Annotated in this window: 26 protein-coding genes and 1 tRNA gene; 13 read left to right on the forward strand and 14 right to left on the reverse strand. The window is 73.9% G+C overall.

Annotated elements, in window-relative coordinates; translation table 11 throughout:
- The first annotated feature begins 36 nt into the window (after positions 1-36).
- Complete coding sequence (locus tag ACIPM1_RS01135) at positions 37-567, forward strand: O-methyltransferase (protein ID WP_402427215.1); 531 nt, start codon at positions 37-39, stop codon at positions 565-567.
- Between the two features lie 68 nt (positions 568-635).
- On the opposite strand, the gene ACIPM1_RS01140 is transcribed toward ACIPM1_RS01135, so the two are convergent.
- Positions 636-857 carry a zinc ribbon domain-containing protein gene (locus ACIPM1_RS01140; protein ID WP_402427218.1) on the reverse strand — a complete coding sequence of 74 codons (222 nt, stop codon included), beginning with the start codon at positions 855-857 and terminating at the stop codon, positions 636-638.
- A 363-nt stretch (positions 858-1,220) separates the two neighbouring features.
- Between ACIPM1_RS01140 and ACIPM1_RS01145 the strand changes: the two genes are divergently transcribed.
- From ACIPM1_RS01145 to ACIPM1_RS01155, 3 genes are all read left to right on the forward strand, one after another.
- Positions 1,221-3,488: a transglycosylase domain-containing protein gene (locus tag ACIPM1_RS01145; RefSeq protein ID WP_402427220.1), complete on the forward strand. Its 2,268-nt coding sequence runs from the start codon at positions 1,221-1,223 to the stop codon at positions 3,486-3,488.
- Positions 3,489-3,550: 62 nt separating this feature from the next.
- On the forward strand, positions 3,551-4,837 hold the full coding sequence (locus ACIPM1_RS01150; RefSeq protein ID WP_356185633.1) for a hypothetical protein: 1,287 nt from the start codon (positions 3,551-3,553) through the stop codon (positions 4,835-4,837).
- Between the two features lie 217 nt (positions 4,838-5,054).
- On the forward strand, positions 5,055-6,170 hold the full coding sequence (locus ACIPM1_RS01155; protein WP_402428138.1) for an amidase domain-containing protein: 1,116 nt from the start codon (positions 5,055-5,057) through the stop codon (positions 6,168-6,170).
- Positions 6,171-6,201: 31 nt separating this feature from the next.
- Here ACIPM1_RS01155 and ACIPM1_RS01160 read toward each other — a convergent pair whose 3' ends face one another.
- Entirely contained in the window at positions 6,202-7,599 is a 1,398-nt protein-coding gene (locus ACIPM1_RS01160) for a hypothetical protein (protein WP_402427223.1), read from the reverse strand.
- A gap of 180 nt (positions 7,600-7,779) precedes the next feature.
- On the opposite strand from ACIPM1_RS01160, the gene ACIPM1_RS01165 reads away from it, so the two are divergent.
- Positions 7,780-7,851 (forward strand) — tRNA-Val (locus ACIPM1_RS01165).
- An 88-nt stretch (positions 7,852-7,939) separates the two neighbouring features.
- On the opposite strand, the gene ACIPM1_RS01170 is transcribed toward ACIPM1_RS01165, so the two are convergent.
- Positions 7,940-8,302, reverse strand: a complete 363-nt coding sequence (locus ACIPM1_RS01170; protein WP_402427226.1) for a DUF952 domain-containing protein — start codon at positions 8,300-8,302, stop codon at positions 7,940-7,942.
- Positions 8,299-8,646 carry a hypothetical protein gene (locus ACIPM1_RS01175; RefSeq protein ID WP_356185641.1) on the reverse strand — a complete coding sequence of 116 codons (348 nt, stop codon included), beginning with the start codon at positions 8,644-8,646 and terminating at the stop codon, positions 8,299-8,301. The genes ACIPM1_RS01170 and ACIPM1_RS01175 overlap by 4 nt, the downstream gene beginning before the upstream one ends.
- Positions 8,647-8,760: 114 nt before the next feature.
- On the opposite strand from ACIPM1_RS01175, the gene ACIPM1_RS01180 reads away from it, so the two are divergent.
- Complete coding sequence (locus ACIPM1_RS01180; RefSeq protein ID WP_402427230.1) at positions 8,761-9,279, forward strand: GNAT family N-acetyltransferase; 519 nt, start codon at positions 8,761-8,763, stop codon at positions 9,277-9,279.
- 19 nt (positions 9,280-9,298) lie between these two features.
- Here the strand turns inward: ACIPM1_RS01180 and ACIPM1_RS01185 are convergent, their stop codons facing one another.
- Positions 9,299-10,201: a ketopantoate reductase family protein gene (locus ACIPM1_RS01185; protein WP_402427233.1), complete on the reverse strand. Its 903-nt coding sequence runs from the start codon at positions 10,199-10,201 to the stop codon at positions 9,299-9,301.
- Between the two features lie 321 nt (positions 10,202-10,522).
- A complete protein-coding gene (locus tag ACIPM1_RS01190; protein WP_356185654.1) occupies positions 10,523-11,293 on the reverse strand; it encodes an MBL fold metallo-hydrolase in 771 nt (256 codons plus the stop codon).
- 63 nt (positions 11,294-11,356) lie between these two features.
- Here ACIPM1_RS01190 and ACIPM1_RS01195 point away from each other — a divergent pair, with 63 nt between their 5' ends.
- Positions 11,357-11,599, forward strand: coding sequence for a DUF2277 domain-containing protein (locus ACIPM1_RS01195; protein ID WP_402427237.1), 243 nt, complete (start codon positions 11,357-11,359; stop codon positions 11,597-11,599).
- Positions 11,600-11,688: 89 nt separating this feature from the next.
- Here ACIPM1_RS01195 and ACIPM1_RS01200 read toward each other — a convergent pair whose 3' ends face one another.
- The 3 genes from ACIPM1_RS01200 to ACIPM1_RS01210 form a co-directional block, all read right to left on the reverse strand.
- Positions 11,689-12,324 (reverse strand): DedA family protein, encoded by a 636-nt coding sequence (locus ACIPM1_RS01200; RefSeq protein ID WP_402427240.1) that lies wholly within the window; start codon positions 12,322-12,324, stop codon positions 11,689-11,691.
- Between the two features lie 285 nt (positions 12,325-12,609).
- Positions 12,610-14,277: an alkaline phosphatase D family protein gene (locus ACIPM1_RS01205; RefSeq protein ID WP_402428141.1), complete on the reverse strand. Its 1,668-nt coding sequence runs from the start codon at positions 14,275-14,277 to the stop codon at positions 12,610-12,612.
- Positions 14,278-14,344: 67 nt separating this feature from the next.
- Positions 14,345-14,989 carry an HNH endonuclease family protein gene (locus ACIPM1_RS01210; protein ID WP_402427243.1) on the reverse strand — a complete coding sequence of 215 codons (645 nt, stop codon included), beginning with the start codon at positions 14,987-14,989 and terminating at the stop codon, positions 14,345-14,347.
- Between the two features lie 402 nt (positions 14,990-15,391).
- Between ACIPM1_RS01210 and ACIPM1_RS01215 the strand changes: the two genes are divergently transcribed.
- Both ACIPM1_RS01215 and ACIPM1_RS01220 read left to right on the forward strand, forming a co-directional pair.
- Complete coding sequence (locus ACIPM1_RS01215) at positions 15,392-15,973, forward strand: TMEM165/GDT1 family protein (RefSeq protein WP_402427246.1); 582 nt, start codon at positions 15,392-15,394, stop codon at positions 15,971-15,973.
- 177 nt (positions 15,974-16,150) lie between these two features.
- Positions 16,151-16,813, forward strand: a complete 663-nt coding sequence (locus tag ACIPM1_RS01220) for an HAD-IA family hydrolase (RefSeq protein ID WP_402427249.1) — start codon at positions 16,151-16,153, stop codon at positions 16,811-16,813.
- 211 nt (positions 16,814-17,024) lie between these two features.
- Here the strand turns inward: ACIPM1_RS01220 and ACIPM1_RS01225 are convergent, their stop codons facing one another.
- Positions 17,025-18,290 carry a peptidoglycan-binding protein gene (locus ACIPM1_RS01225; protein ID WP_402427252.1) on the reverse strand — a complete coding sequence of 422 codons (1,266 nt, stop codon included), beginning with the start codon at positions 18,288-18,290 and terminating at the stop codon, positions 17,025-17,027.
- A 159-nt stretch (positions 18,291-18,449) separates the two neighbouring features.
- Between ACIPM1_RS01225 and ACIPM1_RS01230 the strand changes: the two genes are divergently transcribed.
- Entirely contained in the window at positions 18,450-20,543 is a 2,094-nt protein-coding gene (locus ACIPM1_RS01230; protein ID WP_402427255.1) for an MDR family MFS transporter, read from the forward strand.
- Positions 20,544-20,564: 21 nt separating this feature from the next.
- On the opposite strand, the gene ACIPM1_RS01235 is transcribed toward ACIPM1_RS01230, so the two are convergent.
- The gene (locus ACIPM1_RS01235) at positions 20,565-21,056 is read right to left on the reverse strand and encodes a GNAT family N-acetyltransferase (protein WP_402427258.1); all 492 of its coding nucleotides are present in this window, start codon (positions 21,054-21,056) and stop codon (positions 20,565-20,567) included.
- A 173-nt stretch (positions 21,057-21,229) separates the two neighbouring features.
- Between ACIPM1_RS01235 and ACIPM1_RS01240 the strand changes: the two genes are divergently transcribed.
- On the forward strand, positions 21,230-21,907 hold the full coding sequence (locus tag ACIPM1_RS01240; RefSeq protein WP_402427261.1) for a hypothetical protein: 678 nt from the start codon (positions 21,230-21,232) through the stop codon (positions 21,905-21,907).
- Between the two features lie 5 nt (positions 21,908-21,912).
- The gene (locus ACIPM1_RS01245) at positions 21,913-22,830 is read left to right on the forward strand and encodes a hypothetical protein (protein WP_402427264.1); all 918 of its coding nucleotides are present in this window, start codon (positions 21,913-21,915) and stop codon (positions 22,828-22,830) included.
- A 109-nt stretch (positions 22,831-22,939) separates the two neighbouring features.
- Here the strand turns inward: ACIPM1_RS01245 and ACIPM1_RS01250 are convergent, their stop codons facing one another.
- Positions 22,940-23,350 carry a DUF1992 domain-containing protein gene (locus ACIPM1_RS01250; RefSeq protein WP_402427267.1) on the reverse strand — a complete coding sequence of 137 codons (411 nt, stop codon included), beginning with the start codon at positions 23,348-23,350 and terminating at the stop codon, positions 22,940-22,942.
- Between the two features lie 139 nt (positions 23,351-23,489).
- Here ACIPM1_RS01250 and ACIPM1_RS01255 point away from each other — a divergent pair, with 139 nt between their 5' ends.
- A complete protein-coding gene (locus ACIPM1_RS01255) occupies positions 23,490-23,882 on the forward strand; it encodes a hypothetical protein (protein ID WP_356185686.1) in 393 nt (130 codons plus the stop codon).
- A gap of 123 nt (positions 23,883-24,005) precedes the next feature.
- On the opposite strand, the gene ACIPM1_RS01260 is transcribed toward ACIPM1_RS01255, so the two are convergent.
- Together ACIPM1_RS01260 and ACIPM1_RS01265 are read right to left on the reverse strand one after the other, a co-directional pair.
- The gene (locus tag ACIPM1_RS01260) at positions 24,006-24,677 is read right to left on the reverse strand and encodes an O-methyltransferase (RefSeq protein WP_356185689.1); all 672 of its coding nucleotides are present in this window, start codon (positions 24,675-24,677) and stop codon (positions 24,006-24,008) included.
- Between the two features lie 88 nt (positions 24,678-24,765).
- Complete coding sequence (locus ACIPM1_RS01265) at positions 24,766-25,935, reverse strand: DUF2330 domain-containing protein (RefSeq protein ID WP_402427270.1); 1,170 nt, start codon at positions 25,933-25,935, stop codon at positions 24,766-24,768.
- Positions 25,936-25,950 lie beyond the last annotated feature (15 nt).

Here is a 25,950-nt window from a genome sequence, read left to right on the forward strand (position 1 = left end):
ACGGTGGTGGTCGGACCGGAACGGCGAGGGGGTCAGGTGATGGACGGCGGCGGCACACGGCTCACCGGGGAACTGCGGGAGCACCGGGACGAGCGGGGCACCCCCGAGGACCCAGCCCGGCGGATGCTCGACGACATTACGCACACGCCGTGGCCGCTGTTCCCGGGCCCGCAGGCGGTGCGGGAACGGGCCGGGCTGCTGGCGTTCCTGGCCCGGCTGACGGGCGCGTCGCGGATCGTGGAGGTGGGAACCCTCGCCGGACTGCCCGCCCGGTGCCTGGAGCGTGAGCTGCCGCCCGACGGGACGCTGCTGACGGTGACCGGCCAGGACGCCCTGGCGACGCTGCGCGCCCTGCCCGACGAGCCGCACCTCGACCTGGTGGTCGTGGGCGCGGACGCGGACCCCGCCGCGTCCTGGGACGAACTGGTGCCGAGAGCCCGGCGCGGCGCCCTGCTCGTGGTGGACGCCGCCGCCGGGGAACTGCCCGCGCGCGTGGCGGCGGACGACCGGGTGGACAGCGTGCCGCTGACGGCCACGGCCGGGCTGTCGCTGGCGCGCCGCCGCTGACGCCCGCCGGGTCCGCGGCTCCGGTCCGGCGGGGTGCCGTGGCTCCGGTCCGCCGGGGTGCCGTGGCCTCAGCCGCAGCAGCCCCCGCCGCAGCAGCCGCCCGAGCCGCCGCCGGCCCGGGGAGCGGGCGACGGGGCGGACGCCGAGCCGCCGACGGCGACCGTGGAGAGCAGTTTCACGGTGTCGTCGTGGCCCGCGGGGCAGGCCGCCGGGGCGGCGGACTCCGCCATGGGACGGCTCAGTTCGAAGGTGTCGCCGCAGGTCCGGCAGCGGTACTCGTAGCGAGGCATGGGGCCAGATTAGCGGGCGTGATCGGACACACAGAGATGCTCGTTTCTTATGTGTTGGTTTCTGTCCAGTTCTCGTGCGGAGAAATTGAAAAGATCGCTGATAATTTTGTATAGCCGCGAGAGCCGCGAGACGGCTGGGGATGAGGGGGCCGGCGGCCGCGTTCGCGGCGGCCGTGTCCACCCGCGCGAGCAAGACCGAGTGCGGAGGGAGACTCATCCGTGACCATGGATGGGCAGGGGGCGGGCCCCGCGGAGGAAGGCCGTCGTGCGCGTGCGCGGCGGGGGGTCCCGAAACGGGGTCAGCGCCGCGGGGACGGCGGGCGAGAGGACCGGTCCGGGGCCGCTCTGCCGCCGGAAGAGACCATGCAGTTGAAGGTCGGCGACGCGCTGAAGCCGGACGCCACCCTGCAGCTCAACGTCGACGCGTTGCGGAAAGCGAACGCCGCCGCCCGGCGCGCGGGCGGCCCCGACGCCGGTGAGGCCGTGCCCCCGGACGCCACCATGCAACTGCGCGTCGTCAGCCGCGAGGAGGCGGGCGGACGCGCCGCCCGCCGCACCGGGCGCCGCGGCCCGGCGCTGCCCCCGGCCGTCACCCGGCTCACCTCCGCCGCCGCCCGGCGCCTCGCGCCGCTCACCCGGTTCCTGGCCCCCTACACCCGGCGGCTCACCCCGTACCTCCAGCGGCTCGCGCCCTACGCCCGCCGGCTGAAGCCCGTGTACCCGCGCCCCGGCCGCACCGGCTGGCGCCGCTGGCTGCCCACCTGGCGGCAGTGGCTGGGCGCATGGCTGGCGGCCGTGGGCCTGACCGGGGCGTTCCTGGTCGTCGCCTACGCCGCCACCGACATACCCCAGAACCTGAACACGTACGCCACCCAGCAGGACAACGTCTACTTCTGGTCGGACGGCACACCCATGGCCCGTACCGGCTGGGTGCAGCGCCAGGCGATGCCGCTGAAGGACATACCCGAGGACGTCCGCTGGGCGGTGCTGGCCGCCGAGAACGAGAGCTTCTACAGCGACCCCGGCATCTCCTTCAAGGGCATCACCCGCGCCCTGTGGCGCACGGTCGGCGAGGGCGACACCCAGGGCGGCTCCACCATCACCCAGCAGTACGTGAAGAACGTCTATCTGACGCAGAATCAGTCGGTCGGGCGGAAATTCACCGAGGCCGTGATCGCCCTGAAGCTCGACAACAAGATGAGCAAGGACAAGATCCTCGAGGGATACCTCAACACCAGCTGGTTCGGCCGCGGCACCTACGGAATCCAGCGCGCCGCCCAGGCCTACTACGGCAAGGACGTCAGCAAGCTCAACGCCGGGGAGGCCGCCTTCCTCGCCTCCCTGCTCAAGGGCGCCGGCCTCTACGACCCGACCCTCAACGCGGCCAACCACGCCCGCGCGGTCGAGCGCTGGAACTGGATCCTCGACCGCATGGTGAAGATCGGCAAGCTGTCGCCCGCCGAGCGCGCCAAGTACCGCACCTTCCCCGAGCCGCTCAAGAGCAACCCGCTCTACGACACCGGTGAGCAGAGCGACTACCTCGTCGAACTGGCCGCCGGCTACGCGAAGAAGGCCGGTGGCCTCTCCGACAAGAAGTTCGACCTGGGCGGCTACCAGATCTACACGACCTTCGACCGCAAGCGGGAGACCGCCCTCACCGACGCCGTCACCAAGGCCCGCAAGAAGGCCAAGGCGGACGACGCGGGGACGGCGAAGTCCGCCCACTACGGCGCCGCCTCGGTCGCCACCGACGGCCGGATCCTCGCCGTCTACGGCGGCCCCGACCACCGCACCCAGGGCTACAACGAGTCCAACGCGACCACCGTCCCGGCCGGTTCGGCCTTCCTGCCCTTCGTGTACGCGGCCGGCCTCGAACACGGCGTGACCAAGCGGCGCGACGCCCCCCGCGAACAGGTCTACCCGGAGAGCGTCTACGACGGCGACGACGCGGTCCCCGTCACCACCCCCGAGGGCCCCTACTGGGACCGCAGCGGCCGCAAGGTCGCCGCGCACAACGACGGCAACAAGTCCTGGGGACGCATCAGCCTGCGCAAGGCACTCGCGGAGTCGGTCAACACGCCCTTCATGCAACTGGGCATGGACACCGGCCTGGACAAGGTCAAGCAGACCGCGCTGGCGGCCGGACTGCTCCCCTCCAGCCTCGGCCCGCAGGTGCCCGATCTGTCGCTGGGCACCTCCACACCCAGCGCGATCCGCATGGCCAACGGCTACGCCACCTTCGCCGCCGGGGGAATGCACACCGAGCCGTACTCGGTGCGCCGTATCACCCGCAACGGCTCCACCGTGCGGCTGGAGGCACCGGCCCGCGACCGCGCCGTCGGCGCCCAGGTCGCCGCCGAGGTCACCCAGGCGCTCGCCGACGCCTTCCGTACCGCCCACCCCGCCGCCGCGCCCGCCACCACCCCGGTGAGCGGAAAGGCGGGCACCACCGCGGGCGACACCGCCGCCTGGTACGTCGGCACCGCGAAGTCCGTGTCGACGGCCGTCGTCGTCTACCGCATCGACCTGGCCAAGAGCCTCGAACCACTGCCCCTGAAGGGGATCGCCGGCCCACCCGCCGACAGCGTCCCCTACGGCATCTGGGCCGGCGCCATGGACCCGCTCGGCTGACCCCGTGCGGCCCCGCCGCCCCGCACCCGCCCCGATGACCACCCACGCAGATTGAGCCGCCCATGAAGTCGCAGTCCGGCCGCCGCCGCAAGGCCCGCGCGCCCCGTCGCACCGCCCGCCCCGAGTTCGTGACCCTGGCCGCCCTCCTGGTCGTCGCGTCCGTCGTGGCGGGCTTCCTGGCACTGACCCGCCCCGACTCCACCGCGCCGACCGCGTCCGCCGGGAGCAAGGGCGACTCCAAGGGCGCCGCCAAGACGGCACCCAAGGAGCCCGAGTGGGACGGCAGAACCCAGGTGCTGGGCGACGGCTCGACCTCCTACACCGGTCCGCAGAAGGGCGAGTTGAAGCCCGTACCGCTCAAACCGGGCGAGAAGCCGCCCCAGTTCGTCGTCTTCTCCTGGGACGGCGCCCTCCAGGGCGACGACGGCCTCTTCTCCCACTACCGGGAACTGGCCAAGCAGTACGACGCCCACATGACCTTCTTCCTCACGGGCATCTACCTGCTGCCCAAGAGCAAGAAGGACCTCTACCACCCGCCCCAGCACCCCCCGGGCTCGGCGGCGATCAGCTACGCCACCGACGCGCACATCCGCACCACCCTGGAGCAGCTGCGCGCCGCCTACGAGGACGGCAACGAGATCGGCACCCACTTCAACGGACACTTCTGCGGCGCCAAGGGCGGCGGCGACTGGAGCGTCGAGGAGTGGAAGAGCGAGATCGACCAGTTCTACGACTTCGTGGAGAAGTGGAAGACCAACACCGGCTTCACCGACATCGCCCCGCTGCCCTTCGACTTCCGCAAGGAGGTCACCGGCGGCCGCGCGCCCTGCCTCGAGGGCCAGCCCAACCTGCTCAAGGCGATGAAGGGTTACGGCTGGCGCTACGACGCCAGCTCCCCGGGCGACTTCCAGATATGGCCGTCGAAGAAGAGCGGCGTCTGGGACTTCCCGCTGCAGATGCTGCCGTACGAGTCGGGCAAGTACCAGGGCCTGTCCATGGACTTCAACTTCCTCTACAACCAGTCCGAGGGCGAGACCAAGGGCGACCCGGTCAAGTACCCCGAGTGGGAGCAGCAGACCGTCGACAGCTACATGGCCGGCTTCAACCGCGTCTACTACGGCAGCCGGGCACCGCTGTTCATCGGCAACCACTTCGAGGACTGGAACGGCGGCATCTACATGAAGGCCATCGACCAGGTCGTCAAGAACGTGTGCTCCAAGAAGGGCGTGAAGTGCGTGTCCTTCCGGGAACTCGCCGACTGGCTGGACGTGCAGAAGCCCGAGACCCTGCAACGGCTGCGGAGCCTGGACCCCGCACAGTCCCCGGACTGGTCCACCGTGGTCAAGTGACGCCCGCGGTGGTGAAGTGACCCCCCGACGGTGGTCAAGTGACGCCTGAAACAGTCTGGTTCCACTTGCGCATCCCCTCTTCACAACCGTCGCACGACCCGTGCGAAGATGCGATGGCCCGGTAGGCGTACCGGCGTAGAGGGGAACATCATTGAAATCGAGAAGATTGAGCCGTAAGCGGAGCCGCACGACCATCATCGCGGCGGCCGCAGCCTCGGTGGTCGCCGGCGTGGCCCTGGTGCCCAACTGGAGCGCCGGCGCGGCGGTCACCGACGACCCGACGGTGGACCCGGCGACCAAGGCCACCTTCCAGCGACTGGCCGACGCGGTCTTCACCGACCGCACCAACGCCCTGGTGGACCAGGCCAAGAGCGGGGACGACAAGCAGCGGACGTCCGGCTTCTCCGGCCGGGTCCGGCTGTCCGGCACGCAGTCGCACCAGGAGAGCTCCGCGCTCGCCGAGCTGCGCGGCCGCAAGTCCCGCCTCGCCCGCCTCGGCGAGAAGTACAGCGCGGCCAGCACCAGCGTCACCCTGGACGCCACCCAGGTGAAGGGCCGCAGCGCCAAGGTCGCCGTCACCGAGACCACGACGCTGACCTACGAGAAGGTCAAGGGCACCGAGCCGAAGACCACCGGCTTCCAGGCCCACCACGAGCTGACGTTCAAGGCCGACCGCAACGGCGACTGGCAGCTCACCGGCATCCGCGACACCGACAGCGGCTACCTCGCGGTGAACCAGGTGGCCAAGCCGGCCGTCGCCGCCCCGGACACCGCCGCCGACGACGGCCCGCCCGAGGCCACCCGCGCCTCCACCGCGTGGCCCGCCCCGGCCAGGGCCAAGAACTTCTCCGCCACCGGCTACAACTACAAGGCCATGGTCGCGTACGCGAAGAAGTACTGGAGCAACTACAACCCCGACTACCCGAACTTCAACGGGCAGGGGGCCGGCGGCGACTGCACCAACTTCGTCAGCCAGTCCCTGAAGGCGGGCGGCTGGAAGCACGTCCCCGGCTACACCAACGACTTCCACAAGTGGTTCGGCAACTCCGACATCCAGTCGGACTCGTTCGTCGGCGTCAACGAGTTCTCCTGGTTCGCCCTGTCCTCCAAGCGGGCCACCAGCCTCGCCAACGTCTACCAGGCCGACCTCGGTGACGTCGTGCAGATGGACTTCAACAGGGACGGGTCCAAGGACCACACCATGATCGTCACCTACCGCAGCCCGCAGGGCGTGCCGTACGTGACGTACCACTCCACCAACACCTACAACAGGTCGGTGGCGAGCCTCGTCGCGTCCTACCCGAACGCCGCGTTCTACGCCTACCGCACCTGAGCGGTGTCCCCCAGGGGCCGGGAGCCGGGCCTCAGCGACCGGCTCCCCGCTCCTCCCGGATCCGCGCGACCACCCCGGCCACCGCCCGGCGCACCGCCTCGGTCTCGGTCAGGAAGTGCCAGTAGTCGGGGTGCCGGCCCTCCAGGCCCGCGACCGCCCGCTCCAGCCGGGCCACCGCGTCGTCCAGCGGCCGGGCGTGCCGCGGGTCGGGCGCCGACCGGCCCGTCATCGCCAGCCGCTGGGCGTCCCGGATCGCGAACCGGGTCCGCTCGATCTCCGCGTGCGGGTCCTTCTGCACGGCGTTCAGCCGCTTCAGGCGCTCCCCGGCGGCCGAGACGGCCTCGTCGGTGGTGTTCAGCAGCGCCCGCACCGTCGACAGCAGCGCGGTGGCGTCCGCCCAGCGCTGCGCGTCGCGCGCCGCCTGCGCCTCCTTCAGCTTCAGCTCGGCCTGCCGGACGTGCTCCGCGGCCTGCTCCGGCACCTGCTGCAGATCCTGCCAGCAGGCGGCCGTGAACCGCCGCCGCAGCTCGCTGAGCACGGGATCGACCTGCCCGGCGCGCGTGGTCAGCGCCTGCGCCCGGGTGCGCAGCGAGACCAGCCGGTGATCCGTCTCGGCGGCCCGCTCCGGCAGCCGCCGCGCCTCCGCCCGGATCGCCTCCGCGTCCCGCGCCACCCGCTCGGCACGCTCCAGCGTCTGCGGCACACCGTGCTGCCCCGCCCCCTGGTTCAGCCGGGTCAGCTCGGGCGAGAGGGCGGCCAGCCGGGCGGCGAGACCGTCCGCCGCGAGCCCCGACTCGCGGACCGCGTCCAGGGCGTTGCTCGCCGCGAGCAGCGCCTGCCGGGCCCGCTCCACGGCGGGCGCGAGACGGGCCAGCTGCGTCTCGGCCTTGCCGAGCAGCGGCCCCAGACCGTCGGCGAAACGGTCCAGCTCCTGCTTGACCCGGACCAGCTCCTCCCGGGCGGCGGTCAGCTCGGCGCGCGCCCGCGCGGCGGTGGCCGCCTCCAGGTCGTCCCGGTCCAGGTCCTGCGCGTCGACGGCCTGGATGTAGCGCCCGCTGGCCTCGTCGATGCGCCTGCCCAGCGCCTCGAAGTCGGCGACCGCGCGGCGGGCGGCGGGGGAGGAGTCCACCGCCGTGATCGTCTCTATGGAGATCCGCAGATCCCGCTGGGCGGTGTCCAGCTCGTAGAACGCGGCCGCGGCGGCGTCCTTGGCCGCCTGCGCCTCGGCCCGCTGGCTCTCGGCCCGCCCCCCGAACCAGCGCCGCGTGCCGCCCCCGGCGAACGCGGCCGGCAGCGCGAGCGCGGCCAGCACCGGCAGCCCCACCAGCGTGAGCACGTCCCGGACGGCCGTGGGGGTGCGCCGGCGCCGGGGCCGTGGCCGTCCGTACGGCGAGTGCGGCTGCCGAGGTGTCGCCGGTGTCGCCGTCACATCCCTCTCCCGTGCCGTGGTCCGCCCTGCGTGGAGACATTCTCCCACCCCGAAAGGACGAAAACACGGCCCGATCAGTTCGCCGCCCGCACCACGACACTCCCGTCGCCGGCCGCCCCGGTCCGCGGAAACGGGTTTGGAGGTGTGCGCCCCCGACAAGGTAGGCTGTCGGCTCGTCTCGGGTGCGTAGCTCAGGGGTAGAGCGCCTGCCTTACAAGCAGGATGTCGGCGGTTCGAAACCGTCCGCGCCCACCGGTGGTACGACGCGAGCAGGGCCCAGGCCGACGGGTGGCGACCCGGAGGAGCTGGGCCCTTTCGTGTACCCGGGGAGCGGACGTCGTCAGCCGGTGGGGCCCAGGCCCACGGCCCGGTTCTCGTCGTCGAAGCGCACTTCCAGCAGACGGGTCACGGCGTCCCGGTTCAGGGGGCCGAAGACGTGGGGGAACTCCGTTTCCTCGGGGACGCCCGGCGGTGGGGCGGGTGCGGCCCGCTCCCACTCCAGCCGGGCGGCGAGCCGCCCCTCGTCGAGGACGAGCGCCAGCAGGGGGCGCGGCGCGGACCGGTAGAAGGCGTTGACGACGGCGAGCGTCGTGCGCTCGTCGGGGGAGCAGTGCACGAAGCCGTCCTCGGCGAGGGAGGCGGGCGCGTAGGGGCGGTCGGGGGAGCGGGCCCACTCGGCCAGCGGTACGACGTGGTAGATCATGCTTCTTCCGGCCCCTCCGGGGACTCGTGGTCGTGCTTGAGCCGGGAGCGCGCCTCCACGCGGTCCTGGCCGGTGAGCTCGGACCAGTAGCGATGCGTGCTGACGAACACCGCGAGTTCGTGCTCCCGTCGGCGGAGCTTCTCGACCTCGGCCTGTTCGTCGGCCGTCCAGCCCGGGGAGGCCGGGCGCTCCACCTTGCGCCAGCCGCCGTCGTCGCTGAAGCCGTCGAGCGGCTCCACCGACCAGGGAAGCCGCTTGAGCAGGGCCGACAGCTCGGACCTGACCTGATGCAGCTCCTCCTGACCGGCGCGGAGGTCACTCGGGAAGTCGTAGGTCGTAGCCACGGCGCAATGCTACGCCTGTTCGAATTCAGGTGGCGAGTTCCCATCGGGGGTTCACGCGAACGAGTGCGGGCGGAGCCAAGGTCGTTGTCGGACCCTCGCTCTACGGTGCCGGGTATGGACGAGACCGATGGGGCGGGCCGGGCGCGGGTGCGGCTGGAGCCGTGGGGTGAGGACGACCTGTGGCTGCTGCGGCTGCACAACAGCCCCGAGATGACCGCGCACCTGGGCGGCCCCGAGACCGAGGAGCAGCTCACCGCGCGCCATCGGCGCTACGTCGCGCTGGAGTCGGGGCGGATGTACCGGGTGGTGCGGACGGACGGCGGGGAGGCGGTCGGGGCGATCGGGTTCTGGGAGCGCCCCTGGGCGGGCGGGACGGTCTGGGAGACCGGCTGGGCGGTGTCGCCCGGCTTCCAGGGGCGGGGGTTCGCGGTGCGGGCGGCGCGGGCCGTCGCCGAGGAGGCGCGGGCCGCCGGCCGGCACCGGTGGCTGCACGCCTTCCCGAGAACGGACCACGCCGCCTCCAACGCCGTCTGCCGCCGGGCCGGGTTCACCCTGCTCGGGCCGGTCGAGTTCGAGTATCCGAAGGGGCACCCGATCACCTCGAACGACTGGCGTCTCGACCTCGACGGCTGACCGGGTCCGGCGCCCGCCGTCAGTGCCCGGCGGCCCGCAGCTCCGCCACCAGACGGGCCGTCACGGGCACGGGTATGCCGTGGCGGTCGGCGGCGCGGAGCAGGGCGCCGCCGATCGCGTCCAGTTCCAGCGGGCGTCCGGCCTCGGCGTCGCGCTGCATCGACGACTTCGTGTGCGGCGGGAAGGTGTCGTAGCGGGCGAGCGCCCGGGCCGGGTCGGACGGGCCGCCGCAGGCGCGGCTGACCGCGGCCGTCTCCTCGACCAGGGCCGTCAACTCCTCGCGGTGGTGGGTGCGTACGTCCCCGAGCGGCAGACGGTGACGGGTCGTCAGTAGGGCGAAGGGGGCGAGGAAGGACATCTTCGCCCACAGGGTGGCCGCCTCGTCGTCCAGCACCCGGGTCTTCGGGCCCGCGGCCCGGAGGGCGGCGGCGAGCGTGTCGAGGCGGTCGCGCGGCACGGTCGCGCCGGTCAGGTCGATCTCCGCGAAGGGGCTGCCGTGTTCGATCACCCCCGGGGACACCCGGGTCGACTCGACCCGGATCACGGCCGGGGCCACCCGGTCCGGGCGGTGGTGGGCGCGCAGTTCCGCGGGGTGCTCGACGCCGTTGAGGAACGGCACGATCAGTCCGTCGCCGAGCGCCCGGCCCGGGATGCGGTGGAGCGCCGGGCCCAACGCCGTGTGCTTGACGGTGATCAGGCACGCGTCGACCGGTTCGCGCAGCTCCGTGTCCGCCGCGACGTGGGCGGTGAAGTCACCGAACTGCCCGCTGCGGACCCGGAGTCCGGTGTCGCGCAGGGTGCGGACGGTGTCGGCGCCGGCCAGGCAGATCACCCGGTGCCCGGCCCGGGCGAGCAGCGCGGCGAGCAGGCCGCCCACGCCGCCGGGGCCCAGGACGGCCACGGTGAGTTCGTCGTTCGCCATGAGGGACTGTCCTCTCGTCGGTCGGCCCCGGGACGGTGGCCGCCTCGGTGACGATCATGGCAGCCGCGCCGTGTGCGTGTGGCGCGGTCGGGTGGATCGGGTGGACGGATGGATCAGGTGGAACGGGTGGGTCCGCGAGGGGCCCGCTGGGCCGGTCACCGTGCGGACGGTCCGGGCCTGCGGGCGGAAGGCGGCTCCGGGCTCCGGACGGTTGCGTCCGGCCTGCGGGCGGACGCTCGCGCCGGGCTTGCGGCCGTACGGTCGGGCCGGGCCTCCGGTGGACGGTCGCGTCAGGCTCACGGCCGTGCGGTCGCGCCGCGCCTACAGCGTGACCGACGCGCCCGGCGTGAGCAGGTGCAGGCGCTCGGTCAGGCCCGCGTCGGCGAACGCCTTCGTCAGGGCCGCCCCGTCCTCCGTGAAGTGCCCCCAGTGCTCGAAGTGCAGCGGGACGACGTGACGGGCGCCGAGGATCCGCGCGGCCTCGGCCGCCTGCTCGCTGGTGAGCGTCAGCGTGGCGTCCGGGACGAGAGGGGTGCGGGCGGCGCCCGCGAACAGCAGTGCCACGTCGAACGGGCCCGCGCGGTCGGCGATCTCCCGGACCAGCTCCAGGGAGGCGTTGTCGCCGCTGACGTAGACCTTGGGCAGGCCCTCGCCGGACAGAGCGAAGCCGGTGACCTCGCCGACCAGGGGCTCGGAACCGGCCGGTCCGTGCAGGGCGGGGACGGCGGTGACGCGCAGGGTGCCGCCGCCGGGGCGCGGAAGGTCGGTGTGCTGCCAGGCGGGCAGGGCCCGCACGGGGGCGCCGAGGCGGGCCCGCGCGGACGCCGTGGACAGGGTCAGCGAGGTGCCGGACAGGTAGGCGCGGCCGGCGGCGTCGAGGTTGTCCGGGTGCTGGTCGTGGGAGAGCAGTACGGCGTCGACCGGCCCGACGTCGGCCGGCGTGAGGGCCGGGGCGGCGGTCTTCACCAGCGTGCGGGAGCCGATGGGGTACTCGCCCGGCGCGTCGAACGTGGGGTCGGTGAGCAGGCGCAGGCCGGCGAGCTCCACGACGGCGGTCGGGCCGCCGATGTAGGTGATCTCCACGGTGGTCATGTCCCGGCAATTCCCGGAGAGGCGGAGGTATTCCCTCCGGGGCCGGGGAGGGAGACTGGGGGCATGTGCCGGAGCATCAAGACACTGCGTCCGCCCGCGTTGCCCGAGGAGGCCACGGAGGAGGAGATCCGCGCCGCCGCGCTGCAGTTCGTGCGGAAGGTCTCCGGGTTCCGGGCGCCCGCCGCGCACAACCGGGAGGTCTTCGACCAGGCGGTCGAGGCGATCACCGAGGCGACGGCGGAACTGCTGGCGGGCCTGGAGGTGCGGGGGCGCGCCGCGGCACCGGGCGGGTCGGGGGCGGCGTAGCCGCGGGTCCTCCGCGGCCCCGCTCCTCCGCGGCCACGGGGCCTGCGCGGCTACCGCTCCTTCGCGGCCACGGGTCCTGCGCGGGGCGGCTACGACGCCTGTGCCGGCTTCGGCTCGCGGCGCATCAGGTAGGTCGCGCCCGCGCCCGCCGCGAACAGGGCCGCCACCGACACCGCCGTCGCCAGCCAGGCCGCGCCCAGCCACCGGGTGCCGAAGTAGCCGAGGGCGACGCTGTACGTGGCCCAGGACAGGCCGGCCAGGGCGGACCAGGGGAGGAAGTCGCGGACGCGGCGGTGCGTGGCGCCTGCGCCGAAGGAGACGACCGAGCGGCCGGCGGGGGCGAACCGGGCGAGCACCACCAGGGCTCCGCCGCCCCGGGACAGGGCCGTGCCGAGTCGTTCCTGCGCCGTGCTCAGACGGCGGGAACGGGATATCGCGCGGTCCAGACGCTCACCGCCGCGCCAGGCCAGCCGGTACGCCACCAGGTCGCCCAGCACCGACGCGGTGGCCGCGCACAGGGTCAGGGCGAGGATGTCGGGCACGTTGTGCGGGACGTGGCCCGTCGCCGCGCCCGAGCCCGCGGCCGCCGCCGTGGCCGCCGTGACGATCAGGACGCCGCTGGGCAGGACGGGCAGGAAGACGTCGAGCAGGACGGAGAGCGCTACCACGACGTAGATCCACGGAGTGCCGGTGACCGACCCCACGCTCTCCAGACACTCCAGCACCGATACTCCCCGTGTCGCCCCCCGTGGACCGGACCGTGCCGTGCCGCGACGTCGCGGGGGAGCGGCAGGGGCGGCCTGTGAACCAGCCATACAGCGTACGCCGAAGGTGTGACAGAAGGTTCACGGGGGGCTCGTGACTTCGGCACCGCCTTTTCACCGGCCGCGACGGTGCCGCAAGGCGTGCCCATCGCGCCGAGGGGCCAGGCGGCACTGCGGCGCGGCAGGGGGAGAGGCCGAGCCGAACAGAGGCCGGAGAGGCCGGAGAGACCGCAGTGGCCGAGGAGATCACCGGGTCAGCTCGGACTCCGAGACCGTCTCCAGCCGGGGCCGCCCGTCCCGCCCCGCCCGCGCCCGTTCCAGCCGCAGTCGTGCCGCACGGCCGCGCAGGGTCAGCGTCATCAGCTGGTTGCCGAACCAGGGCCCGCCGGTCCTGCGCCAGGTGACCGGCGGCCGCGGGCAGCGCCCGTGCCGGGTCAGCCGGCGGCCGAGGGCGCGGGCCACCGCGCTCCACCCGAAGCGGAAGCCGAGCCGTATCGACAGGGGCACCGAGTTGTGGACGGGGGAGCAGGTGAGCTGCAGGACCCGGGCGCCGGGGCCGCCGTGCCCGGCGGTGGCGGGCCACTTCGGCTCGGCGACGTAGGCGTGGTGGACGTCCCCGGACAGCACGCACACCGTCGCGGGCGCCTCGGAACCCGACCCGGCCTCGGCGATCAGGTCCGCCAGCTCCGCGAAGGACTCCGGGAACGCCGCCCAGTGCTCCAGGTCGGCGCCCCGCCGCAGCCGCTCCCCGAACCGCGCCCAGCGCGCCCCGCGCTCGCCCCGGCACAGCGCCGCGTCCCACGTCTCGGCGTCGTGCACCAGGTGCGGCAGCAGCCAGGGCAGCGAGGTCCCGATGAGCAGGTGGTCGCAGGAGCCGGGCTCGGCCAGCGCCTGTTCGCGCAGCCACCGCGCCTCGGCCGGATGGAGCATGGAGCGGCTGTCCTCGGCCAGCACCCGGGCCGCCCGCGAGTCCACCATCAGCACGCGCACCCGGCCGAAGTCGCGCCGGTAGCTCCAGCGCACGGAGGCGGGGTCGGCGTCGGCCTCGGTCGCGAAGGCGCGCAGGACGTCGGTGCCGTCGGGGGCGGACCGTACCGCCGCGTAGACCGGGTCGGCGGCGAGCTCGTCGGGGGAGAGGTTGCCCAGGTGCTGGTGCACCCAGTACGACATCAGGCCGCTCAGCAGCCGCTCCTGCCACCAGTCGGTGTCCCGCATCTCGGCCAGCCAGGAGGCGGAGGTGTTCCAGTCGTCGATGACGTCGTGGTCGTCGAAGATCATGCAGCTGGGCACGGTGGACAGCAGCCAGCGCACCTCCGGGTCCAGCCAGGACTCGTAGTAGAGCCGGGTGTACTCCTCGTAGTCCGCCACCTCGCCGCCCGGCGGGTCGGACAGGTCCCGGCGGGCGGCGAGCCACTGCCGGGTCGCGTCGGAGGTCTCGTCGGCGTACACCTGGTCGCCGAGGAGCAGCAGGACGTCGGGGCGTTCGTCCTCGGGGGCGGCGGCGATCCGCGCGGCCAGGGTGTCCAGGGCGTCCGGGCCGACCTTGCCCTTGCCGTCGGCGGGCGGGGCGGCCCAGCGGCAGGAGCCGAAGGCGACGCGCAGCTCCCCGGATTCCTGGGATTCCCGGGTGCCGGTGGAGGTGCGGATGACGGAGGGCGGGAAGGGCGTGCCGGGCAGCGGCCACGCCCGCGCGCCGTCGAGGAGGACCTCGTAGGGCGTGGTGGTGCCGGGGGTGAGGCCGGTCACCGGGACGAGGGCGTAGTGGTGGCCCTCGATCTGGAACGTGCGGGCCGTGCCGCCGGCGCCGTCGGCGCAGCGGACCTCGGCCGCGCAGGGGCGGTTCGTCTCCACCCAGACGGTCGCGGACGAGCCGTCGGTGTATCTCAGCAGTGGTCCCAGGCGCAGTCCGGCCATGGTCATCCCTTCCTCCGTCGCCCCGTACGGTACGGAACGACGGAGGTCAGCGGGGAGATCCCGGCGGTCAGCAGTTCGCGAGGTAGCCCTGCAGTGCGCTCTTCTCGGCCGAGTCGACGGAGAGGCCGTAGTAGTACTTCACCTGCACCCAGGCGCGGACGTAGGTGCACAGGTAGGCCGAGCGGGACGGGACCCAGGTGGCCGGGTCCTGGTCGCCCTTGGCCTGGTTGACGTTGTCGGTGACGGCGAGGAGCTGGGGGCGGGTCAGGTCGTTGGCGAAGGCCTGGCGCCGGGAGGTGGTCCACTTGCTCGCGCCGGAGTCCCACGCCTCGGCCAGCGGGACCAGGTGGTCGATGTCCAGGTCGGAGGCGGCGGTCCAGGTGGCGCCGTCGTAGGGGGAGTACCAGCTGCCGCTGGTGGCCGCGCAGGAGGAGTCGGTGACGACGTTCGTGCCGTCGCGCTTGAGGACCGTCTCGCGGGTGTTGCAGGTGCCGCTGACGGTGATCCAGAGGGGGAACAGGTCGCGGCTGTAGCCGGTGCGGTTCTCGGCCGCCACGGTGAGCGAGGCGAGGTAGCCGCGGGCGGTGGAGGCGCTGACCGGGGTGGGGAGGGCGGCGGAGGCGTTCGGGCCGTTGAGGAGGCCGACGGTGCCGAGGAGGCCGGTGAGCGCCGCGAGTATGCTCAGCCGTCGACGCGCGTAGAGCTTTGGCATGCCAACTCCTGTGGGGGTGTGGGGTGTTGGTGCGCGAGCAGGGGAATGCTCGTGGCACCGCGTTGCGGAGAGGTGTGCGTTCGGTAAGAAGCTAATGACGCGTGCATGACACAACAAGGGGTGTGACGAGAGTTACGGCCCTTTGGGGACGGCCGGGGCGTCCCGTACGATGGACGGCGTTGAAGGGGAGTAGCTCTTCGCCGGACCGTCGACACACTGCTCAGCTCGCCTGAGCCGGCGCCCGGAGGCAGGCCTCGGACCGCGGGGCAGGCCAGCGAGACCTTCGGCCAGCAGTGCACCCCCGTGCCGTACGGCGCGGGTGGCCCGTGTGCTGCCGTGCCGAGGTGTCTCATCGCAGGTCACAGCACTCTCGGCGGGGCAGCCCCGACCGATTGAGGAATTTTGATCAGCATCACCGTCCTGGCGCTCGTCTTCGGCGTCGTCTTCCTGGCCGAGCTGCCGGACAAGACGGCCCTCGCCGGACTCGTCCTCGGCACCCGCTACCGCGCCTCGTACGTCTTCGCCGGTGTCGCCGCCGCTTTCCTGCTGCATGTCACGCTCGCCGTGGCGGCCGGCAGCGTGCTGACGCTGCTGCCGCAGCGGATCGTGCACGCCCTGACCGGCGTGCTCTTCCTGGGCGGCGCGGCGATGCTGCTGCTGAAGAAGGACGACGACGAGGAGGAGGTCCGGCGGCCCGGGGACCAGTCCTTCTGGAAGGTCGCCGGGACCGGCTTCATGCTCATCCTCGTCGCCGAGTTCGGAGACCTGACGCAGATCATGACCGCGAACCTGGCGGCCCGCTACGACAACCCGCTGTCGGTCGGCCTGGGTGCGGTGCTGGGCCTGTGGGCGGTCGCCGCCCTGGGCATCGTCGGCGGAAAGGCGCTGATGAAGCGGGTGCCGCTGGCCCTCATCACCAAGATCGCGGCCGTGCTGATGACCGGGCTCGGGGTGTGGAGCCTGTACGAAGCCGTGGCGGGCTGAGCTGAACAGCGTGTGAAGGGTTGCCGGAGCCGGTGGCAGGAAGCGGGTTCTGTTTTGTACCGTGGAGAAACAAAGTGGCTCCCGCCCGTTTCCCCTGACCGGCGGGCGGGGCCGCCTTGTCCCCCGGGACCGTCTTCCACCGGTTCCCGCCTCCCCCGCCGCGCCCTGGAGCTGCCGATGACGGCCACCGCCGTGCTCACCGCCCGCGCCCTCCTGCTGGACATGGACGGCACCCTCGTCAATTCCGACGCCGTCGTGGAGCGGATCTGGCGCCGCTGGGCGGAGCGGCACGGGCTGGACGGCGACGCGGTGATGAAGGTCGTCCACGGCCGCCAGGGGCACGCCTCGATGGCGCTGCTGCTGCCGGACCGGCCGGTGGAGCAGAACCTCGCCGACAACGCCCGGATGCTCGCCGCCGAGACCTCCGACATGGACGGTGTCGTCACGATTCCCGGCGCCCCCGCCTTCCTCGCCGCGCTGCGGGACGCGGGCGTGCCGCACGCGCTCGTGACCTCCGCCGACGCGCCGCTGTCCACCGCCCGCATGGCCGCCGCCGGCCTTCCGCTGCCCGACGTGCGCGTCACCGCCGAGTCGGTCGGCGCCAGCAAGCCCGACCCCGAGGGCTTCCTGAAGGGCGCCGCCGAAGTGGGCGTCGACCCCGCCGACTGCGTGGTCTTCGAGGACTCCGGCGCGGGCATCGCGGCGGGACGCGCCGCGGGGATGCGGGTGATCGGCGTCGGCCCGCGCGCCGGCCTCCACCGCCCGGACGCGCTGGTGCGCGACCTCACCGAGGTACGGGTGGAGCCGACGGGCGACGGGGTGCGGCTGCACATCGGGTGACGGGGGCGCTCGCGCGGGCGCGGTGACCCGATCGTCGCGTCTGCTCGTCGGGGGGTTCGGCGGTTCCGCCTCCGGGGCCCCTCGCGCGAGAGGGGCACGCGCCGAGTCGGCCCCGGGGTACCGGCGTCTCCGCCTCCGCCGGTGGGGCGCCGGCGTGTGGCGGGGGCGGGCGTCCATGTCTCCCGCCCGTTCGGGCTTGTCCCGGCTCCCCTCAGGGCTCCGACGTCTCCGCCTCCAGGCTCGCCCGGGTCGCGGGGCCGTACACGCCCGTCTCGTCCGCGCGGATGCCGCGGGCCCACTGGTAGGTGCTCACGGAGTCCTCGACCTGCCGGCCGAAGACGCCGTCGGCCGGGCCGGTGTAGAGGCCCAACTGGGCCAGCCGCAGCTGGAGTTCGGTGACCTCGGGCCCCTGGTCGCCGCGGCGCAGCACGAGGGCCGGCTCCACCGTGGCAGTGGCCCGGACCGGCGACGCGGTCTGCGTCGGCCCGGCGGTCCCGGCCCCCGAGCCGGCCCCGGAACGCGACGGCGAGGGCGAGGCGTCCGACGCCGAGGCCGAGGGGGACGGCGAAGGGCTCGCGTCGGCGGACGGCCGGGGCCTCGCGGGCGTCGGCCGCGCGGGCGGCGCGACGGCCGTGGGCCCCGACGGCGCGATGGTCGCCGGGGGCACGTCCGGCACCCGCACCCGCACCTCCCGGGGCGCGGCCCCGTCCCGCACCGGCTTGTCGTACGAGAACAGCCCGCTCGCCAGTCCGGCTCCCGCCACCCCCGCGACCGCGGCCCCGGCCACGGCGAGCAGGACGGCCCGGCGGGTACGGCGGGTACGGCGCCGCTCCTCGCCGGTGCCGACGGGCGGACGGGGGGTGCCTGGTGAACGGGTGTGGTCCGGCGGACGGGTGGGGTTCGGCACGCCGGTGGTGGTCGTTCGGCCGGTGGCGCCGGGTGGCCCGCCGGTGTTCGTCGGACCGGCGGCGCTCGGCGGCCCGGTGGTGCCCGATGGCGCGGTGGGGTCCGCCGGGCGGGCGGCGTCGTGCGGGCGGCGGCCGGGGTCCGGTGAGCCCGCGCCGGCCGGGCCGAACGGGCTGAGGCCGGAGGCGCTGGGCTCGGCGGCCGTCGGCGGCATGGGCGGCGGGGCGGCCGGCTCCGCGGAGGCCGCGCGCAGCGGCCGGGTGCCGTCGTCGGGGGCGGGGGGCCCGCTCCCGGCCGCGGGGGCACGGTCCTCGGTGCCGGACCCGCCGTCCGGCGCGCCGTCCCAGGATCTCGCCGCGTCCGGCGCCGCGCCGTCCCCTTCCCCGCCCGACTCGAGGTCGACGTAGGGCCGGATGCGCAGGGGGTCGAAGTCCTCCGCCGCGGCCGCCTCCGCCGTCCGGGTGGCGCGCAGGGCGTCCGCCGCGCGCTGCCCGCAGGGGCAGGACGGGCTGCCGTCGCTCTCGCGGGCCGCCCCGCACTCCGGACAGGCGTGCCCCCTCGGCTCCTCCACGCGTCGCCCCCTCCCGTGAGAACTCCAGGGATTATGCAGATCGTCTTCACGCGACCTCCCCGAAGCCCCCGGAATGGCCGCCTCCAACGGGACTCGACAGGCCATAACGGGACACACCGTCGACGATGGGAGAGGTCACGAGAGGCTCGGGAGGTCCGCATGGCCGGGGATGCGCACGGTGTGCCGGGAGCCACCGGCGAGGTGCGGAACGTACGCCCCGCACCCCCGCCGCCGCAGCACGGCGCCGCCGTCGCCGAGCACGTCTCCGGCGACGTGCTGGTGTCGATCGGCGCCCTGCTCCTCGGCATGCTGCTGGCCGCGCTCGACCAGACCATCGTCTCGACGGCGCTGCCCACCATCGTCAGCGACCTCGGCGGACTGGAGCACCTGTCCTGGGTGGTCACCGCCTACCTGCTGGCCTCGACCGCCGCGACCCCGCTGTGGGGCAAGCTCGGTGACCAGTACGGGCGCAAGAAGCTGTTCCAGACCGCGATCGTCGTCTTCCTGATCGGCTCCGCGCTGTGCGGCATGGCGCGGGACATGTCGCAGCTGATCGCCTTCCGCGCTCTGCAGGGCCTCGGCGGCGGCGGGTTGATGGTGCTGTCGATGGCGATCGTCGGCGACGTCGTCCCGCCCCGGGAGCGCGGCCGCTACCAGGGGCTGTTCGGCGCGGTGTTCGGCGCGACCAGCGTGCTCGGCCCCCTGCTCGGCGGACTGTTCACCGAGCATCTGACCTGGCGCTGGGTCTTCTACGTCAACCTGCCCGTCGGCGTCGTCGCCCTCGCCGTGATCGCAGCCGCCCTGCACATCCCCCGCAAGGCGCAGCGCCACGTCATCGACTACCTCGGCACCGTCCTCATCGCCTCGGTCGCCACCTGCCTCGTCCTGGTCGCCTCGCTCGGCGGCACCACCTGGGGCTGGGGCTCCCCGCAGTTCGTCGGACTCGCGCTGCTGGGCGCCGTGCTCGCCTGCCTGTTCGTGGCCGTGGAGCGCCGGGCGGCCGAGCCGGTGCTGCCGCTGAAGCTCTTCCGCGTGCGCACCTTCACCCTGTCCGCGGTGATCAGCTTCATCGTCGGCTTCGCCATGTTCGGCGCGATGACCTACCTGCCGACCTTCCTCCAGGTGGTGCGGGGCGTCTCGCCCACCATGTCCGGCGTGCACATGCTGCCGATGGTGTTCGGCATGCTGCTGGCCTCCACCGGGTCCGGGCAGATCGTCAGCCGCACCGGCCGCTGGAAGGTGTTCCCCATCGCGGGCACCGCCGTCACCACGATCGGGCTGCTGCTGCTTCACCGGCTCGACGAGCACAGCTCCGCCGCCGCGATGAGCGGCTGCTTCTTCGTCTTCGGCCTGGGCCTCGGCCTGGTCATGCAGGTGCTGGTCCTCATCGTGCAGAACGCCGTCGGCTACGAGGACCTCGGCGTCGCCACCTCCGGCGCCACCTTCTTCCGCTCCATCGGCGCCTCCTTCGGCGTCGCCATCTTCGGCACGGTCTTCGCGAGCCGCCTCGGTGACAAGCTCGCCGCCGCCTTCGCGGGCCTGCGGCTGCCGGCCGGGGCCTCCCCGGACGGCCTCGCGTCCGACCCGCGCGGCATCGCCGCCCTGCCGCCCGCGCTGCGCCCGGCCGCCCTGCACGCGTACGCCTCCGCCATCACCGACGTCTTCCTCTACGCCGCTCCCGTCGCCCTCCTCGGCTTCCTGCTCTCGTGGTTCCTGAAGGAGGACAAGCTGCGCGGTTCGGTCACGGCGCCGGACGTCACGGAGACCCTCGCGACCAACCCCGTCGAGCGGTCGTCGTACGACGAGGTGTGCCGGGCCCTGTCCGTGCTGGGCACCCGCGAGGGCCGGCGCGAGATCTACCGTGAGATCACCGAGCGGGCGGGCTACGACCTCCAGCCCGCGTCCAGTTGGCTGCTGCTGCGGATCAAGAAGTACGGCTGGGTCGAGCCGGCCGAGCTCGCCGAGCGCAGCCCCGTCCCGCTCGGAGTCATACTCGGCGCCGTCCGCCAGATCGAGGAGCGGCGGCTGGGCGAGCGGCGGGGCCTCGACCTCGTCCTGACCGACCGGGGCCGCGAGGCCGCGGAACGGCTCGCCGCCGCCCGCGAGGAGTCCCTCGCCGAGCTGCTCGGCGACTGGTGGGGACCGGACCGCCCGACCGATCTGGTGCAGCTGGTGAGGGAGCTGACCGACGAGATGTGCGGCTCCGACTCCGAGCGGCCGCACGACGTGCGGGCGGTGACCCGGCTCCCGTGAGCGGGGAGGCCCGGGAGCCCCTCAGACCAGCGGCTTGGTGAACCAGTGCTCGGCGTACCGGTCGTCGTTGTGCGGCTCGGTCTCCCGGTAGCCGAGGCGCGCGTACAGGGCGCGGGCCTCGACCAGGTCGCCGCGGGTGTCGAGGATCATCCGCCCGGCGCCGAGCGCGCGGGCCGCGTCCTCGGCCGCGGCCACCAGGAGGGCCGCGCCGCCCTTGCCGCGCATCTCCTCGTACAGGAAGACCCGGGTCAGTTCGGCGGTCGAGGCGTCCAGCAGCCGCACGCCCGCCGTACCGGCCGGCACGCCGTCGTGGCGCGCGACCAGCAGCCGGCCGCCGGGCGGCGCGAGGTCCGCGCCCGACCGTGCGGCGATTTCCCGCTCCAGCTCCGCGGGGTCGGTGCGGCGCCCCTCGTGCAGCAGGTACCAGCGGTCGCTGACCTCCGTGTAGTACGCCCGCCACAGGGCGGCGGCGACGGGGGAGTCGTGGGATTCCGGGCTCACGGTCCAGCTCATGGGCGCCATTGTCGGCGGCGGGGCCGCCGAGGCGGCAACCGAATAAACGCGGCCTCCGCCCGGGGCGGCGCCGCCTCCGCCCAAGCCGTCCGCCGGGACCGTTTGTCGCCGGTGTTCCGGGCAACCCGAACGAAGAACCGGCCAGTTGGGCCGAACACACCCGGAAGGCACCCATGTCCACAGGTTTGATCATCGCTTTGATCGTGATCGTGGCGGCCGTCGCCGTGGTGGCGGGCGTCCTTGCCATGCGTGCCCGGGGCCCGCACGGCGGACGGAACCTGAAACGGCGCTTCGGACCGGAGTACGAGCGGACCGTGGCCCGGCACGACGGCGACACCCAGGCCGCCGAGCGTGAGCTCACCGCCCGGGTGGAACGCCACGGCGACCTGCGGCTGCGGCCGCTGGAGCCGGCCGACCGCGAGCGGTTCGAGGCGCGCTGGACGGCCGTGCAGGAGCGGTTCGTCGAGGCGCCGCGGGAGGCCGTGGCCGAGGCGGACCGCCTGGTCTCCGAACTGGCCGGTCACCGGGGCTACCCGGACGGCGGGCAGTACGAGGAGCAGCTCGCCGCGCTGTCGGTGCACCACGCCCAGCACGTGCACGGCTACCGGCGCGTGCACCGCGCCGTGCAGGCGCCGGTGGACGGTCCGCAGGAACGCCGCGCGAGCACCGAGGAGCTGCGCGAGGCCCTGGTCGAGGCCCGCGCGCTGTTCGAGGAGCTGCTCTCCACCAACGGCGGCGGCACGGGCCGTCCGCACCGTGACACGGCCGGCGCCGACGACCGTCACGCCCCGGCCCGCTCCAAGGGCCGATCCCACCTGGCCCTCAACCGGCATCAGACGAAGGAGAGCTGAACGAGATGACCGATCTGACACCGGACAGGGACGCGCAGCGACTGTCGAAGGGGGAGCGCCTGTCGGACGAGCGCCTGTCGGAGGGCGAGCGCCTGCCGGACGGCGGGACGGCCGGGAGGGAGAGGGCGGACGGCCGGGGCGCGATGACCGCCGCGGAGCCGGTCGCGGGCCGTGGGGGTCTGGACCGTGAGGAGTCTGCCGCCGGACGTGCGGACCTGAACCGTGAGCAGCCTGCCGCCGGCCGCGACGCGGTGCCCGGCGGGGAGACGGTCATGGGCCGGTCCGGGGCGACCGGGGAAGAACCGCTCGGTACGGCGGCCGGTGGCGCGGGCTCACGGCGGGAAGCCGTGTCCGGCCAGGACCCGGCGCTCACCGGGCGCACCTCGACCGGTCGCGACACCCTGCCCGGCGGTCGTACGGCATCGGACGGGACGGCGGCTCGGGGCGTGGACGCGGACGGCAAGGACGCCGTCGCGGGCCGGGGCTCCACGGCGGCCGGCGGCGATGCCCGGCCGGGACGGCACGACGAGCTCTCCCCCTCGACGACTACGACCACGACAGCGACCGGCGCGACCGGCACGCACGGCACCACCGGCACGCACGGCAAGCACGGCGCGCACGGCGCCGAGGGCACCGTCTCCCCGCTCCTCCCCGGCGACGAGTGCGACAAGATCGGCGCGCGGCTGCGGGACACCGTCACCGGGTTCGTCGACAGGCCGCAGGACGCCGTCCAGGAGGCGGACCGGCTGGTCGAGGAGCTCGCGGCCCGCTTCACGGAGGCCCTCGACCAGCGGCGCAGCACCCTGCGCGCCGCCTGGCACTCCGGCGGCGAGGGCACGTCCGGTACCGCTCCCGACACCGAGCGACTCCGGCTCGCCCTGCGCGACTACCGCGAACTGGCCGACCGGCTGATGCACCTCTGAGAATCCGGGAATCCCGCGCATCCCGCACGGCGGAGGAGGGCGGGGGAGGCGGAACGCCGCACCCCGCCGTTCCGGCACCCGGGCGCGGCACCCGCCCCGCCCGTCGCCCCTACCGCGCCGCCCGGCCCCCGCGCCGCTCCCGCCACTCGCGGACGACCTCCTCGACGTCGTACCGCTTGAGGCCCAGCGGGGGACCGGGCGGCGGCTTGAGCATCATGTCGAGGATCTTGGCGTTGATGTCCGTGAGGATCTTCCGGACGATCCGCTCCGAAGGGGCCGCATGCGCGGCCGCGAGCGCGTCCTCGGCCTCCTTGCGCAGGGCGAGCGACGGCGGCAGGACCGACAGGCCCTCGCCGGCCATCTTGCGCTTGACCCACCACAGTTCTTCGTAGGACATGTCACCGGGCAGGGGCTTCCCCGTCCCCGGCAGCCGGTCGAACTCGCCGCGCGCCTGCGCGTCACGGATCTGCTTGTCGACCCAGGACTCGAACGGCACACCGGGTGGCTTTCGCTCGGTCATGCGTCCATTGTGCCGGACGGGCCCGGGCCGGGCGATTTATCATGCCGCCGCGGTGCGCCAACGAGGCGCTCCGGCAACGGCATTGGCGCGGCTGAGCACGAGGAAGCGGCTCGGGCGCCCCGAAACACGAGGAGCGCACGTGCTCGAACTGACCATGGCCACCGTCTCCGGGGCGGACGAGGGTGCCACGGCCGGCATGCTCATGGCCGACGCGCCCAGCGAACCGGGCGCCGTGCTGCGGGTGGGCCGCGACCGGGCCGTGTGCCGGCTGGTGACGCCCGAGGACTGGCTGTTCGTCTCCCGGGTGCACCTGGAGTTCCAGTGCGGTCCCGACGGCGGCTGGCAGGTCACCTGGCTGCGCGGCTCCCAGGCGGACCCGTCCTCCGAGGTCAGACTCGTGATCGGCGAGTACGCCCAGGCCCTCGCCTACGGCGGGAGCGTCGGGCTGCCCCGGGGCGGCGCCGGCGAGATCGTCATCCGGGACCGCACCGGCCCGCGCAGCGTCAACGTCGGCTTCTTCCACGAGGTGTGACGCCCGGGCGGGCCCGGGCCGCCGCCGCGAGAGCCGGTGGCGCCGTCCCGGGCAGCGGCCACGCCGCCGCCCGGCGGGGATCACTGCGCAGCCCGTCAGGCCTACGCCACCACCCACCCGGGGCTACGCCACCACCCGGGCCAGCGCGAAGCCGTCGTAGCCCTTGCTGCCCACCGTCTGGATCGCCGTGCCCTGCAGTCGCGGGTGCGCGGCGATGAGTTCCAGCGCGGCCCGGGTGCCGCGCACGCTGGGGTCGGTGCTCGCGGGGTCGGTCACGCGGCCGCCCCGCACGACGTTGTCCACGATGATCAGGCTGCCCGCGCGGGTCAGCTTCAGCGCCCACTCCACGTAATGCGGGTTGTTGACCTTGTCGGCGTCGATGAAGACCAGGTCGAAGGGGGGCGGGTTCTCGTCGGCGAGCTTGGGCAGCGACTCCAGGGCCGGGCCCACCCGCACCTCGGCGATCCGGTCGACGCCGGCGTGGGCGAGGTTGCGGCGGGCGACGTCGGCGTGGTGGGCGTCGTACTCCAGCGTGACCAGGCGGCCGTCGGCGGGGAGCGCGCGGGCGAGCCAGATCGTGCTGTAGCCGCCGAGCGTGCCGATCTCCAGAATGGTGCGGGCGCCCTGGACCTGGGCGAGGAGGTGCAGCAGCTTGCCCTGGTTGGGCGCGACGTTGATGTGCGGCAGGCCCTCCGCGTCGCTGTCGCGCAGCGCGGCCCGCAGCGCCTCGTCCTCGGGCGAGAGCAGCGCGGTGAAATAGGCGTCGACGTCGTCCCAGAGCTGCGAGTCGCTCATGCACAGAACCTTTCGTGCGACTAGTTAGATAATCTAAGTAGCTTCGCTAACGAATATAGCCGTGCGGGAGCGCCGATGTCAGTGATTTTCAGCCGATCGGAGGAGGGGTCGGCACCGGCGGCGGAGGCGGCACCGGGCGCCGGGAGCGCCGTACCGCGTACAGCGCCGCGGCGGCCAGGGCGAGCGCGGCGCCGCCGCCCGTGGTCAGCAGCCACGCCGGGACACCGGCCACCTCGCGCAGCCGGTCGGCGTAGACCACCTCCCGGTACGGCGTGTCGGTGCCCGTACGGCGCAGGGTGTGGTCGCCGGAGATACGGGCCGGGAGCGGGAACTCCTGGTCCACGACGGTGAGGTAGGGCGCGCCGCGGGAGAGTTCGGCGAGCGGGCCGGAGGCCGTCGTCAGCCGGCCGGCGAAGCCGACGCGCCAGGGATTGCCGCCGATCGTGGTGGCCGGTTCCATGCGGTGGGCGGCCAGGACGAACAGCGAGAGCGACTGCGGGCTGCGGGCCAGGCGGGACAGGCGCATCGGATAGACCGGGGCGTCGGCCGCGAAGGTGAGGTGCAGCGGGTCGAGGGTGCCGTTCAGGGCCGTGGACCCGCTGCCGCCCCGCGGCGTCAGGCGGATCGCCACGTACTCCCAGCGCCGCTCCACGTAGGGCTCGAGGGCGCGGTCCAGGCGGTCGGGCAGGGTGAAGCCGTGGGAGTGGAGCCAGCCGGCGAGCGCGTCGGGGTCGGTGGCGGTCAGGCGGGCCACGTCGAACGGGCCGAGCCGCTGGCGCCCCACCACCCCGACGCCGCCCGCGCCGACCGCGCCGGGAGAGGCCGCGCCCACGCGGTCGCCGGAGTCGAAGGGCCAGTCGCCCCGCTGCGGCCAGAAGTGGTGGCGGGTGCGGTGGGCGGGGGCGGAGGCGGCGGCGAGCTGGTCGAAGAGCGCCGGGTCGCCCAGCCGGACGGTCGCCCGGTGCGGGACCGGCATGATCCACGCGGCCCGACCGGCGTTCCCGGTGACGGTCAGGCGCATCACGATCTGCTCCTGCCGCCCGTCCCAGCGGACGGCGGACACCTCACGGCCGACGGCGATCCGGCGGTCGGGGTCCGTCACCATGGCGCCGCAGCCGCACGCGTAGGCGGGGGCGACGAGCCAGGCGAGCTGGACGCCCAGCAGGGCCAGTACGACCGTCAGCACGCGCCCGCGCCCGCGCACGCGAGTCCCAGCGCGTCGCTGAAGGCCGACCGCACCGATTTCGAGCTTCTCCATGGACCAACGCCCCCC

Origin of the sequence: Streptomyces sp. NPDC086766 (genome assembly GCF_044746005.1) — a bacterium.
In the GTDB taxonomy this organism is placed as follows: Bacteria; Actinomycetota; Actinomycetes; order Streptomycetales; family Streptomycetaceae; genus Streptomyces.